General features: G+C 59.0%; 14 protein-coding genes. 7 read left to right on the forward strand and 7 right to left on the reverse strand.

The window, feature by feature from the left end:
• Positions 1–76: 76 nt before the first annotated feature.
• From M0D68_RS21245 to M0D68_RS21260, 4 genes are all read right to left on the reverse strand, one after another.
• Positions 77–433 carry an FUSC family protein gene (locus M0D68_RS21245; RefSeq protein WP_266225293.1) on the reverse strand — a complete coding sequence of 119 codons (357 nt, stop codon included), beginning with the start codon at positions 431–433 and terminating at the stop codon, positions 77–79.
• 248 nt (positions 434–681) lie between these two features.
• Complete coding sequence (locus tag M0D68_RS21250) at positions 682–1,443, reverse strand: hypothetical protein (protein ID WP_266225295.1); 762 nt, start codon at positions 1,441–1,443, stop codon at positions 682–684.
• A 240-nt stretch (positions 1,444–1,683) separates the two neighbouring features.
• A complete protein-coding gene (locus M0D68_RS21255) occupies positions 1,684–2,133 on the reverse strand; it encodes a TerB family tellurite resistance protein (RefSeq protein WP_266225297.1) in 450 nt (149 codons plus the stop codon).
• A 26-nt stretch (positions 2,134–2,159) separates the two neighbouring features.
• Positions 2,160–2,393, reverse strand: a complete 234-nt coding sequence (locus M0D68_RS21260; protein WP_211701518.1) for a DUF3563 family protein — start codon at positions 2,391–2,393, stop codon at positions 2,160–2,162.
• A gap of 315 nt (positions 2,394–2,708) precedes the next feature.
• Between M0D68_RS21260 and M0D68_RS21265 the strand changes: the two genes are divergently transcribed.
• From M0D68_RS21265 to M0D68_RS21295, 7 genes are all read left to right on the forward strand, one after another.
• Positions 2,709–2,999, forward strand: coding sequence for a hypothetical protein (locus tag M0D68_RS21265; protein ID WP_266225300.1), 291 nt, complete (start codon positions 2,709–2,711; stop codon positions 2,997–2,999).
• 225 nt (positions 3,000–3,224) lie between these two features.
• Complete coding sequence (locus M0D68_RS21270; RefSeq protein ID WP_266225301.1) at positions 3,225–4,538, forward strand: ATP-binding protein; 1,314 nt, start codon at positions 3,225–3,227, stop codon at positions 4,536–4,538.
• A 157-nt stretch (positions 4,539–4,695) separates the two neighbouring features.
• Positions 4,696–4,896 carry a hypothetical protein gene (locus tag M0D68_RS21275; protein ID WP_211701515.1) on the forward strand — a complete coding sequence of 67 codons (201 nt, stop codon included), beginning with the start codon at positions 4,696–4,698 and terminating at the stop codon, positions 4,894–4,896.
• A gap of 65 nt (positions 4,897–4,961) precedes the next feature.
• A complete protein-coding gene (locus M0D68_RS21280; protein ID WP_266225303.1) occupies positions 4,962–5,156 on the forward strand; it encodes a hypothetical protein in 195 nt (64 codons plus the stop codon).
• 1,418 nt (positions 5,157–6,574) lie between these two features.
• Entirely contained in the window at positions 6,575–6,934 is a 360-nt protein-coding gene (locus tag M0D68_RS21285) for an SET domain-containing protein (RefSeq protein WP_266225304.1), read from the forward strand.
• 262 nt (positions 6,935–7,196) lie between these two features.
• A complete protein-coding gene (locus tag M0D68_RS21290) occupies positions 7,197–7,436 on the forward strand; it encodes a hypothetical protein (RefSeq protein WP_266225306.1) in 240 nt (79 codons plus the stop codon).
• A complete protein-coding gene (locus tag M0D68_RS21295; protein ID WP_266225308.1) occupies positions 7,433–7,615 on the forward strand; it encodes a hypothetical protein in 183 nt (60 codons plus the stop codon). The genes M0D68_RS21290 and M0D68_RS21295 overlap by 4 nt, the downstream gene beginning before the upstream one ends.
• A 199-nt stretch (positions 7,616–7,814) precedes the next feature.
• On the opposite strand, the gene M0D68_RS21300 is transcribed toward M0D68_RS21295, so the two are convergent.
• From M0D68_RS21300 to M0D68_RS21310, 3 genes are read right to left on the reverse strand one after another with little or no spacing between them, the layout of a single operon-like run.
• Positions 7,815–9,224 carry a C69 family dipeptidase gene (locus M0D68_RS21300; RefSeq protein ID WP_256458004.1) on the reverse strand — a complete coding sequence of 470 codons (1,410 nt, stop codon included), beginning with the start codon at positions 9,222–9,224 and terminating at the stop codon, positions 7,815–7,817.
• 60 nt (positions 9,225–9,284) lie between these two features.
• Positions 9,285–10,538 (reverse strand): phosphatidylserine decarboxylase family protein, encoded by a 1,254-nt coding sequence (locus tag M0D68_RS21305; protein WP_266225310.1) that lies wholly within the window; start codon positions 10,536–10,538, stop codon positions 9,285–9,287.
• A 37-nt stretch (positions 10,539–10,575) separates the two neighbouring features.
• Positions 10,576–11,955: an agmatine deiminase family protein gene (locus M0D68_RS21310; protein ID WP_266225311.1), complete on the reverse strand. Its 1,380-nt coding sequence runs from the start codon at positions 11,953–11,955 to the stop codon at positions 10,576–10,578.
• Positions 11,956–12,059 lie beyond the last annotated feature (104 nt).

A 12,059-nucleotide genomic window follows, 5' to 3' on the forward strand; every position in this document is an offset into this window, starting at 1 on the left:
TCGGGCGCACTGATTCCAGTGGCGGTGTCAAAACCGCCGCGCGAGCGTTTGAAGCGTGTAAGGGCGCCCTGTTCTTTCAGTAGCACTTCGGTCCGAAATGAAACACGCTCGCCACCAGCAGGCAAGCAAGTGTCCCAACCGCGACCTCGGTGATCCGCAGCGCCGCAAATGATGCGGTCGCCCGGATGGACGCGAGGCTATGCGCTTCGTATGTCACCATCAGCGCCGTCACGCCGCCCAGAATCCAGGCGTAGGCCGCGTTGGACCCGTTGGCTCGGTACACCGTGACACCACCGACCCCTAACGCGGGCACGAACAACCACGGATGGTCACCAATCCAGGGGCCCACTACGGTGCCCAGCGCGGCACCGATCGCCGTGCCCATCTGCGGTGCGCGGTCTTGCTCTACGGAGCCGGCAAAACTCGTTTGCATGACAGCGAAGCCGCTAATCGCGGCCCACCCACGTCTCTGACAGCAAGCGCGACAGAGAGTGCGACCGAGAGCATCGCTTCGGTCGCGAATGTCGCGCGCGCTCTGGAATGCTTCCACGCCGCCAGTTCACGCCCGGGTACGAATAGGGGCGTCCGGCAGGTCTGAGCAAATGTGCCGACGGGCGTCATCGATGCCACCGCAGTTTCGTCACGGAAGCGTGAAGGACATGGCGAGAGAGGTGCTTCAAGTCATCTCCCCATGAACTTGAGCGCATCCATCATGGGCGTGTTCGACGCATTCACCATGCCCTGAAATGGCGTGTCGAGATCGAGAACAACATACACAGCTGTCGTGGCCGATACTGCGCAAAGAAGAAATACGACGCACATGCTCCAGTTTCTTGGCGCACTGAAGCCGAATATGCCAAATATGACGGTCAGCCAGCCAACCAGCACTGCAATGAGGGGAGCGGGAATCGAGCCTCTTCTGTGTTCGAGTGCGAGCCATCGACCCGCGAATATGTCGTCCCAGAGTTGCATCGCATGTTCACGGAGTTTGTCCTGCGAGAGGTCGGCGGTCTGCAAGGCGAAAATGCGTCCCTGGATGTCATAGGTACCACTGAGGATTTTCCGCGATTCTGCCTCTGCAGTCGTTCCCGTTTTGTTGGAAAACAGGAAGGAGATCCATTGGGCATAGTCGTTTTTTATGTCGGCGCGTAGACCATCGGCCGATGGGCCAAACTGGGACAAAGTTCGATCCAGTTGGATCATGGCGACACTGTTGTGTTGGAGCGCGCTGTTGACCAGGTCGAGCGAAGACTTTCCGGAAGAAATCAGCAGGCTAAGCACTAAGGCCGAAAGCGTCGCCACCAGACCAACGGCAATGCGCATCGCGGCAAGCGAGTCTTCCTGGAAATGGTGATCGGCGAGGCGTGCACGCACATGCGATCCAAGCGCTGCACTCGCAAGAATGAGCACAAGCACAACGGCGGAAAAGACATAGTGACCCATGTTGAGCCGGCCTCGTTCGATTGCGCGGGTTGTGACGCTGACGTCGATCCTGGCAGCTATGGTGCAGATTATAGGGCTGGAGGCCCACGAGGCCACGCGTTTTCGAGCGCGCGGCCTGGCGGATTCGAATGGGTGGCTAAGCCGGGGTGACAGGGAGCGGCTTCAGGCCGGAACGCGTTTTCGCCATCCCGTCCGGGGTAAAGGCGATGCGCCTGGAAGGCGACACGGCCGGCCCTTCAGTCACTGCACTCGATGCCCGCGCGCGAGCTTGATCAGATCGCGTGGACGGGCACGGTCGGCGTGCTCCGGTAAATTCCACGCAGCGCACAACAGGTAAAGAAATCTGGCTTCTCCCTCGGAGATATGCCTGTCCGCATGAATGGCTTCCTTGCATAGCCAGATGACGTCGCGCCGGATTTGCGAGTCCTGCACGTCGGCCGCGAGTTGGCTGACGATGACGGGATCGAGGCTGCACGCGTCGTCCCAATTCAGATAGGCGGTGGAAGTCAGGTCTTCGCACAGCGTCTGCACGATGGCCAGGACCTGACGCGGGCGCAACGACAATCGCTGTTCGATGCCATGGCGATCGAGCGCTTCAATCACGTCCGCTCCTGCGTGTCCGTCAGACAGCAAGCAGGCCGCGACGATACGTGCCGCGGCTTCGGGACTGTCGCATTGATAGTGACGCATGTCGGTTCTCCTTGTCCGTTGATCGTTCACAGTTCGTTGTCGCGCGGCATAACGCTCGAATGCAGACTGAACGGATAGAAGCCCCTATCGAGATGACGCATGCGGCGCTCGAGATCCACGAGATCGGATGATGACGCCAGATATGCTTCGCGTTGTTCGAAGTGAGAAGGCGGAAACAACGACGTCGGATACGCATGGCGTTCGTCATGGCGAGAAGGCGAGAACAACGCCCCCAGTTTTTCGAAAAGTGCGGCAAACATGATGTGCTCCTTGAGTGGCGCGACGCATGTCGGGCCGGCGGTCCGTATCGTCGCTTCAGTCCGATGCGTGCCGAACGCGCTTTTCGCGTCTGACTGGGGGTTCGAATCTGAACCTGTGCATCGACGAACGGATCGTAGGCGCCGTGAATTAGGCGGAAATGAGGAGCGTGCGCGGCACGCTGCAAATGATCCACGGTGTGATTAAGCGCCTGTTTCATAAAACCACGGTCGCTCATTCTTTCCTAACTCTCAACGACCAGAATGCACGTCAACCGATGCAGCCAATTCGCTGCGCCGAAGGTCAAGGAGAAAAACATGAAAGGGATTCGCCAGATGGTAGTCGCCGCCGCATTAAGCGTCGGCCTCGTGAGTGTTGCTCAGGCGCATGTGTTCGTCGGTGTCGGCATCGGGGTGCCGGCGATGCCGATCATGCCAATAGTGGCGGCGGTGCCTGTCGCGCCCGTACCGATCTATGCACCGCCGCCTGCGCCCGTGTATTACGCGCCGCCACCTCCCGTGTATGTGCCGCCCGTGGTGGTTGGTTATTACGGACACCCGAACTGGGGATACCGGAACTATGGGTATGGATATGCCTACTGGCGCTAGTGCAGGACCACGCGCCACCTGCTGAATCACGTCCAGACGGCATCTCATTCTTTGCAAATTCTTGTCTACAGTGGAGTCCACGGCGTCGTTTGGAAGCGAGAAAGCGCCTGGTCGGGCGTGCAGAATCGCTTCACAAAAAAACCTGTCTCAGCCGTCTCTTGCGTTGCCCTGGGTGTTCCGGCGTCCCCGAATCGCTCGTTGGACGAAACACTTTTCCGCGTCTCTATGATCCAGTCTCTACGAAACCAGCTTGTCTTCGCTCTTTGCGTGCTGGTCAGCATCGTCGGTGTGGTGCAGGGCGTCAGTTCGTTTCAGTTGTCGAAAGCGGGCATGAGCGCGTTGCTGGACCTTCGGCTCGAACAGGTCGCCGGCCGTATGCGCGGCGGTTTCGCTGATTCGCTGCCCACCATTCCCGCGCGCGGCTCGCAACCGGAACGCGACATTGTCATTACGATCTGGAAGGACGATCAGGCCACGCCTTACCGGTCGACTGAACCTTCTCTGGCGCTGCCGCGCGAGGCGCCAGCGGGTTTCATGACGACAGCCGTTAGCGGCGAGGAGTGGCGCATCTACACGCTGCGTGAGCCGTCTATGGTGATTCAGGTCGCGCAACGCTCGGCGGTGCGGCACGAGCTTGCGGAAGAAAGCGCGGTCAATACGCTCTGGCCGATGATCGTACTCGTGCCGCTGGTGTGGATTGCCGTGCTGCTTGTCGTGCGCCGCTCGTTGCGCAAGTTGAATCGTTTGGGTGCGCAAGTGCAGGGCATCGACGTCAGTCATTTTCAGCAGTTGTCGACGGCGGGCGTGCCGATCGAAATACGTCCTTTCATCGACTCGATCAATCGGATGATCAATCGGCTCGCACAGTCGATCGAGTCGGAACGCAAGTTTATTTCCGACGCGGCGCACGAGCTACGCACGCCGCTCACCGCGCTTCAATTGCAGGCGGACAATCTGCAGCCGCTTATCGTGGCGGGCAACCAGCAGCGATTTCTCGAATTGCGCAGCGGCATCACCCGAAGTGGCGGTCTGATCACGCAATTGCTCAGGCTCGCGCGTGCCGATGCGGCGGTGCAAGCCGAGACGTTGACGCGCGTCGATGTGCCCGCCGTGGTCGTCGGCGCGGTGGCCGAAGTATTGCCGATCGCGATGAAGCGCGGCATCGATATCGGCGCCGACGAAATGGCGGGCGCGTTTGTCCGCGCGGTCGAAGCTGATGTCGGCATTGCCGTCCGCAATCTTGTCGGTAACGCGATCCGCTACACGCCGGAAGGCGGCAAGGTTGATCTGAGCGTACGGGTGCGCGACGACATGGTGTGGATCGAGGTGACCGACACCGGGCCCGGTATTGCGGAAGAACTGCTGCCACGGGTGTTCGACCGCTTCTTTCGAGCGAGCACGCAAATCGAGGGCAGCGGCCTTGGACTGTCGATCGTCAAGGCGATCGCGAGTAAATATGGCGGCGCGGCGAGTCTTCGAAATCGTCAAGACGGCACGTCAGGGATCGTCGCGTCCATCGGATTTCCGTCAGCCCCTTAGGTCATGTCAACTGACCCACTCGTCTCCAGTTCGCCGCGTTTAATTTGAATTCGTGGAAGCAGGCCGCATCACAGGCATCGATCCGTTTCCGGCGTTGCCAGCGGCAATCAAAGCTAGTGCGATTCCGTTGCCAATGCCTCGCCCAAACGGACAGAAGTTGAATATCAGCCCCATTCCGGAGCAGGCCCTTGGATTGGGGGCGGCAAATCAGGTAAGCACGATCTCAGGGCCAATCATTGCGGTGGCTGGCGACAACGACGTATTCCTGCGCAAGCAGATTCGTGAGCATGTGTACATTGACCGCGCCGCTTGGCGAGCGTCCCGTGCACTGGCGCACGCATTGTCCTCGCCCTACTGAGCGACGGATTAGAAACGCCGAAAGCCCGATCGATCAGGGTACGTTCAACTTTCAGGATGCGGCTAATGGCAGGAAACCTCAACACATGCGGCGACTATCGAATTGCGACGCATGGCAACTTTGGCGTCGATATCGCGGCATGGTTCAAAAAAGCCGCATTTTACATCGGCGCGTTAATGCGACAGAACCTGACCGGTCACGCACATCATCACTGGCTCACTCTGCTCGGACTCGGGCCGCTTCACCCGCATAAAGGCTAAAGCTCCGAGCTCGCTGGCTTCGCCAAATTAACACGTAATCCTAACGAATCCTGCATTTTTAGAGTGGAACAATTCCGCTCGCCTGTGTAACGCAAAAACAGCTATTTTTGACCCACGCCAAAAGTTTCGTTGGCAACCGCGTGAGATGACAAGACAGGTCGGAACGGGACTCACTAAACCTGAACTGGTTGCCGAGCTTCGAACTCGTTCTGGCAATGAGGTGTGAGTCAGCGGATTTCATCGGGGCCCGCAGCCGCAGTATCGGCTGCAACAAGGCCCGATATACAGCTGCAACCCGTTCTGTCGATGTCGGAGCACACAAAACACTAGCGCAATCGGGACGCGTTCATATACAACCAATTGACCGTCAAAATGGAGAGACGCGAGCGTCATCCAAGGCTCTTTGTGAAGTTTTGTTGTCAGGAATAGGAACGTAAATCTGCATAATTGCATTACAGTCGGCTGGATTCGTCGACGCACAATATCTTGTACCTACCGCAAGAGCTAAAGGCTCTGTACCGGAAGTCCACTGTGGTCCCTGGGGAAGAGCAACAACGTTATCCTTTGGTGTAAGGACCGTCTTGTTTTGCACACCCGCCGTGCCATACACACAATATGGAGTGGACAACCCGAAGGCCCTTTCAGCAGCGTTTTTGGTTGATACTAAAAAAGCCCCCTCAAATGCCGTAGGGATCTTCCTACCAGGCCCCATCCAAGCAAAGCCGTCGGCGTTGACACCGGAAATCATTGAGTGGCCCTGGGAGGTGGTAGTGGAAAGCTTCGCGATGTCTGGGCAAGTAGCCGCTTGCGCGCAAGTAAATCCAATAATAGCGCACACGGTACAAGCAGGCTTTACCACGTACTTCAATAACGTCTTCGCATTTCCGATCATCTTAATAATCTCCACTATCAGGTTGTCTGTAGCACACCAGAGCAACTATATATGTTGATTCTTAGCTGTGAATTAGCGTGCTTTGGGGTGGACAACGCATCCTTTGCATTCGCTGACGTGGCTTTGTCGGGTAAATGGGCGCAGTTATCGGATCTCGTTGGCGAATTCGCCGCCGCGTCCGAGGAACAGAGCAGGAGGATAGAGGTGGCCTCACCCGTTCGGACAGTCTTCTTCATCCTTTTCCGAAGATGCCACAGTGGACGCACCTGCCGCAGGAGGCCCAGCAGGAGACGGTGCGTTTGCTGGCGCAACTGCTGCGGCAACACCGTCACGGCCGGTTCTGTCGCAATAAGAAGGTGATGGCGATGCAAGGCAATCTTGCTAGGATGACCTGATGCGCTCCGTCGTCCAATCGTGCGGAAGCGGCTGTTTCGAAAAAATATTTGTCCACCCCGCCACCGTAGCAATTGCCAGAGAGCCAAGCGCCAAAGGGGTTACAGGCTAGTCGCCTACCGCCGGCGAGCGCGTGCTTGAATACAAAGGTGAAGTCACTTCATGGCGAAATGCGGTGCGTCGTCACCAGCGTGAAGGCGTCGAAGGACATACGTTTCTTTTCGGGTTGTCGGATGGGCGTGTGATCGACGGCAGCCGTGACGGCAATAGCGCGCGCTGGCTCAATCACGCTTGCGCGCCCAACTGCGAGACCATCAAGGACGAGGGACGCATATTCATTCATACGCTGCGGGCAATCGAGCCCGGAGAAGAACTGTTCATTGAATATCTGCTGGCGATTGACGATCCTGCGAGTGAAGAGGCTCGGACCCAGTACGCCTGCCGGTGTGCGGCATCGGGCCGCCGTCAGTCGATGCTGGCGGACGCAGCGTGAGCGGCCAGTTGTCCAGGTAGGAGAGGGCAGCGCCACTCCCGTGGAAAGCGATCTTGTTACGAGGCAGCCGAACGATGGCATTATCCGCATCGGCGTGGATGTGGTTATCCATCTCGATATGCTGAGCCCCCCTTACCAAAGGGAGATGCCTCCGACGGTCCCGTTGGCGCAAATAGGAAGAGAATGATGTCGCTGGATCTCGAAGATTAGCGGTGACGTTGACGCCAGCGCGCATCGTCGACGGATAGAGCGGAGCAGCCTTATGAAGAAGCGGAAGTTTGCACGGACGAGGGAAGATGAAGTGAGTCTGCCTGAACTGCTGGACCGGCTTGAACTGGCATTGACCGAGGTGCCACCCCGCATGTCGGACTGCAAAGTCCTGTCGGATCTGAACCGGCGGCTTGGCTCGACCAACGAGAAAGCTGCTGCGCGGACCGGTCGGATCACGCCTTCGCGACGTCGACGCCAATGCGCTGTCGAATCTCTGCCGCTGTTTTCGTGAACGTCGTAGGATCGGACGACCTGGCGATCTCAGCCAATCACCCAAGACGGTTCAGCGGCCTCCGGCTGTCGATCGGGCACCTCGCGCATGCTGGCAACCAGTGCTACATGGTGGTCAATGAAGAAAGCCGTGCTTCGGTAACCATGGCGGGCGATGAGACCGACGGCGCGCTGATGTGAATGCCCTACGACCCTATCCAGGACGAGCGGCTATAGTCAGTTGCACTATTTCCGTTGGGCCCCCGACGAATTTTGCCTTTCTTGTGATTGCCAATCCCGTCGCTTGGGCTTGGGGGTCCACCAAGGGTCTCACAATCCAGGCAGCACACCGGCTTTCGCGGCAACGACGAAAGGGAGCATCGGTTGGTCCGGCGTCGCGCTAGCCTGGTTCAGGAGATACGGTGATTTTCGTCATGAGCTCATTGCGTTTGCTGTGCGCCACACCGACGGTTTCATATGCAATGCCGGTGCTGTAGCGGCGCGTAAAATCGACCGCGCCAGTCGGTGCGCGGCGGTCCATTTCTTGCAGCATGCGCTTGATATAGCCATGCTCTTCCACGCAGTTACGTTCGTATTCGCTCCATAACGTGGTCAACTCAGCGAGTGCCTTTTCACCTTGGCTACTCGCCAGCGCGTACAGACCGCGAAACGCCCAGTATGCCGAGAGAGTGCCGTACTCGTTGCTGCCCAGCGTGTAACCTGGCGGCAGGACATCCATCGTGTTGAAGAATGGCATATACGGCGCGCCCAGGGGCGTGCTGATGACTTGCCAGATCACGCCTTGCAGTGCAACGGGCATGCTGGCGTCAAGCGTGATGATGTGGCTCTCGGCCGTGGCTTCGTAACCGATCGGCCTCTTGGCCTTTCCTTCGAGCACCGTGCCTTGATAGGTCGCGCGCAGCACGGCCATCACATCCTTGACGCCAAGCTTTCGGTCAGGCTTCAGGAACAGCGGATACTGCGGTTGCCCAGGCTGCTGCACCAGCGACGGCGTCAGGATGCTTTGCGCCAGCCAGATACGGTCTTCATTGTAGGGATTGCCGAGGATGCCGAAGGCGGCCGAAAAATTCAGGTGACGCCGGTCGGGCTGGTCCAGCAATTGATGCTGGACGATGAAAGGAAACAGTTCCTTCGAATGACGTACGTTGACGTCGTCCAGATCCACGCCATGCACGCGCATGCCGTTGGCCACCACGAGATAAGTTTCCGGTAGTATGCGCACGGCGATCCAGTGATGGGCCGAGCCGTTCTCGAAGTACCATGATTCCTCCGGATCGCCGAACAGCACGCCGTTGACTTCGCTGGTGCCGTACGTTTCCACATATTGTCCGAGCAGCTCGACTGCCTGCAGCGCCGTCTCGGCCTGCGGCAGTATCAGCGTCGGGATCACCGACTCCGCGATGCCGCCGCTGGCAAGCAGCGGATCAGCGGCATTGGCCTTGTCGTTGATCGCCAGCGAATTGGTCGCGGATACAGCGACGTTGCGCTGGTTGATACCGCGCTCTTCGTAAAAATAGCGGTCGCCAATCGCGCACACCGCCTCTTCGTAGCCGGCCCAGTCGGGGATCGCGCTGTAGCCATAGGCACGCTCGGGCACAGGCACGGTCAGCCCGTTACCCAACACCCATTGGCCCTGGCTAAGCGCGTGCTTGTCACCGCTGCGGTACTGAGGCAGCGTGCGGTAGACCAGGTATTTGTTCCAGTTGTTGCGCGTGAAATCCTCATTGCGCGAAAGCAGAATGATGCCGTCGGCCATCGCCTTTTTTCCGACCATGACGCTGGTGCACATGGGGTCCTCCGCGACAAAAAAAAGGAACCGCGGCGGTCGCCGCGATTCCTTGCGTCCGAATTATTTCCGGACCGTGGCGATGCGCGAGTTGATCGGAATGTTATTCGAGTTCAATCCTGGCGTCTGGCCGTGCATGTCGAAGTCGAGTTGCACTTCGGGACGGAAAATCAGGCAGTGCGTCGAGCCGCCGAAGTGGAACATGCCTAACTGCTGACCCTTCTGGATCTTCTGGCCTTCGTACACCGCGATCTGGCAGGTGGAGACCTCGGCCATACCGACCGCCATGAAGCACATCAGTCCGATGGCCGGGTTGTCGGCCTGGATAAAAATCAGCGCGCGCGTTGCCACTTCCGTGATGTAGCCCTGCGAATCGTTCGGTCCCGCGGGGTCGAAACCCTCGTACATGGTCTCCGAATAATAAGTGCCGTCCACCACGCGGGCCTTGACGACCCGGCCGCTGACCGGACTGTGCCAGCGATGATAGCTTTTGGCGCTCAGGAAAGCCTGGTAGACCGTACCGCCGTCGAACGCTGGCATAAGGCTGTCGTTGTCCAGCATGTGCGAGAGCGAATACCGCTGCGCCTTGATCCAGAAGTTGTCGCGTTGTTTAACCTGCCGCGCGATCTTGTATGGCGCCGATTCGCAAGCGTTGACGATCACGTCGTCGTCTTGTGGCGCGGCAATCGGGCGCTGGCCGTCGCGGAACTGGCGCGTGAAGAAGTCGTCCCACGAAGTGAAGCCATAGTGCGGCAGCTCGGGGTTGCACTGGAACTGTTCGACGAAATGCGGCATGGCCTTCATGGCGTCCGCGCCGAGCCAGCCGGTGCGCGGATCGGTGTTCAGCACATAGACCGAATCGGGCGAGGCCAGGTAGCGCCCCCATTCGTTGAGCACGTTTTTCAGCGCGCGGTTGACGTCGGCATTCAGAAAGCCAGCAAAGCCGCCCGGCGTGGCCATCGACCAATCGAAGATGGCGTTGATAGGAAAGCCGACCAGGCCGGTCTCATTGAATTCCGGCGCGCGCGTCATGATGGCGTTGACCAGTTGCAGCATCACACGGTAGTCGCGTACCTGTGGCTTGCCGGTCGGGTCCTTGTTGTAGGGCGGTTTGTGTGGCACCTGCTCAAACATCTGATTGAACAGCATGTAGACGGTCGGATCGGTTTCGATTAGCTGGCGCAGCGCGTCGACCACCGGATGCAGCGGCTGCGGTGCGTCCTCTACCTCGGAGATCAATCGGGCTAGCCAATTGTTGAGGAAGGTGTGGTCCGAGGGCAGCCAGTCGGCCACCCGGTATGGCGTTGTTGCAGTCATGGCGAATTCTCCTGTGCGCGCGGAAGAGGGGAGGCCGTCAGGACTGGGCCCAGCGCGGTGCGCCGTTCAGCGCCGCCTGCCAGTCGTCGATCACCTTGCGCGGGATGGCGCGTGTGCGGCAGTGCATGGCGTCGGTGCCCAGCCACGGGAACTCCGGTTTGCCTTCGATTCCGACGATGGTGTAGTCGGGTAGCGCCTCCTTGTAGACACTGAGCGCGGCGCGGTCGTACTGTTCGTAGCCTTTGCCTGAAAGCGGCACGTAGACGTGCTGGTTCAATATCAGGCTGTTGGTGTAAGCCGCGCTGGTGGCCGGCGTGTCCGCGCTGGCAACGTAGCTGTCCTGACACATGACGCGATAGACCTTGAACCCTTCCCTGGCGAACGAGGAGGCGATGCCGTCGAAGGCCTGATTGGTTTTCTCGTCCTGCGAGGACGCGATCAACACCTTGTCTTCCGCCAAAAACTTGCCCCAACAGTCGATATGCCCGATGTACGTGCCGGTCGGGTCGCTCAGCACGTGGTAGGTGTTGATACCCATGAACCGGTTCAGTTGGCTCAACATGTATTCCATGCGCTGCGCTACCACATCTTCGCACTTGCCGTTCTTACCGCCCGGCAGTTCGTTCTGGGTGGCGGCCAGGTAAGACGAGGCCAGCACGCCTTTGCCGTTAACCATGTAGTTGCCGCCCACGTCGAGCAAGCCGAGGTAATACCAGTCGTGCACCGCGATCTCCGGCAGCTTTTTGTCGCCCGGCCATTTAGCCTGATTCCATTTGCGGATCGGGCCGTTGAGGAAGTCCGACAGTTTGACCGCGCTGTAGTCGTCGTTGGGACGGAAGATGCCGAGCCCCTCCATTGGATTGACATTCTCGGCACCCTCGACCAGGCCGACGGCGCCGCCGCCCAGCGTCGTATAGGTATGCTTGGCGATTGCGTAAGTGCCGGTCTTGGGATTGAGCACCCACCACGGACCGTAGTCGCGAGTCCAGAAGGTGTCGGTGTCCCAGCCGATCAGATGCAGATGCTCGGGGTCGAACTGGAGCGATAGCTGATCGGCCGTCCGCTGCAGATCGCGTACGATGTGATCGCGCTCGTTGGGGGCGACGCACATGACGAAGATGTGGACCGGCCTGGCGGTGTCGTTTTGCTGCATGCGGACGATCAACTCGTTCGGAATGCCAAAGGAGCGTGGGCCGCTGGGTGGCTCCTGGCTGTGTCCGGGCGCGGGCGGCACGGTGCCAGGATAAGAAATCATCACGGCGCCCATGTCTGCAAATTCGGGCACGGCGGTCACTGGTGACGGCGTGTTGTCGTGGTAAATCTTGCTGGGGGGCGGCTGGTCGCAGCCGGTGCTGGCGAGGAAGTAAGCGGCGAGCTGTTTCGGGCTGGGTCGATTCAACAACTGGTGGTCTGACATGTCCATCTCCGCATTAGTGAGTGGAAAAACAGTGCCGGTGTCGATCAAATCGTGATTGCCTGGTGACAGGAATATAGTCCTTGGAAACCGGGTGGGTTATCCCT

This window comes from Paraburkholderia sp. SEWSISQ10-3 4, from assembly GCF_030464785.1.
GTDB classification, from domain to species: domain Bacteria; phylum Pseudomonadota; class Gammaproteobacteria; order Burkholderiales; family Burkholderiaceae; genus Paraburkholderia; species Paraburkholderia aspalathi.

What these genes read in the sequence shown, in the direction of transcription:
- M0D68_RS21270 (WP_266225301.1), top strand. Translation starts at nt 3,225, where the DNA reads ATGATCCAGTCTCTACGAAACCAGCTTGTCTTCGCTCTTTGCGTGCTG.
- M0D68_RS21255 (WP_266225297.1), bottom strand. Translation starts at nt 2,133, where the DNA reads ATGCGTCACTATCAATGCGACAGTCCCGAAGCCGCGGCACGTATCGTC.
- M0D68_RS21300 (WP_256458004.1), bottom strand. Translation starts at nt 9,224, where the DNA reads ATGTGCACCAGCGTCATGGTCGGAAAAAAGGCGATGGCCGACGGCATC.
- M0D68_RS21290 (WP_266225306.1), top strand. Translation starts at nt 7,197, where the DNA reads ATGAAGAAGCGGAAGTTTGCACGGACGAGGGAAGATGAAGTGAGTCTG.
- M0D68_RS21245 (WP_266225293.1), bottom strand. Translation starts at nt 433, where the DNA reads ATGCAAACGAGTTTTGCCGGCTCCGTAGAGCAAGACCGCGCACCGCAG.
- M0D68_RS21260 (WP_211701518.1), bottom strand. Translation starts at nt 2,393, where the DNA reads ATGTTTGCCGCACTTTTCGAAAAACTGGGGGCGTTGTTCTCGCCTTCT.
- M0D68_RS21250 (WP_266225295.1), bottom strand. Translation starts at nt 1,443, where the DNA reads ATGGGTCACTATGTCTTTTCCGCCGTTGTGCTTGTGCTCATTCTTGCG.
- M0D68_RS21280 (WP_266225303.1), top strand. Translation starts at nt 4,962, where the DNA reads ATGGCAGGAAACCTCAACACATGCGGCGACTATCGAATTGCGACGCAT.
- M0D68_RS21310 (WP_266225311.1), bottom strand. Translation starts at nt 11,955, where the DNA reads ATGTCAGACCACCAGTTGTTGAATCGACCCAGCCCGAAACAGCTCGCC.
- M0D68_RS21265 (WP_266225300.1), top strand. Translation starts at nt 2,709, where the DNA reads ATGAAAGGGATTCGCCAGATGGTAGTCGCCGCCGCATTAAGCGTCGGC.
- M0D68_RS21305 (WP_266225310.1), bottom strand. Translation starts at nt 10,538, where the DNA reads ATGACTGCAACAACGCCATACCGGGTGGCCGACTGGCTGCCCTCGGAC.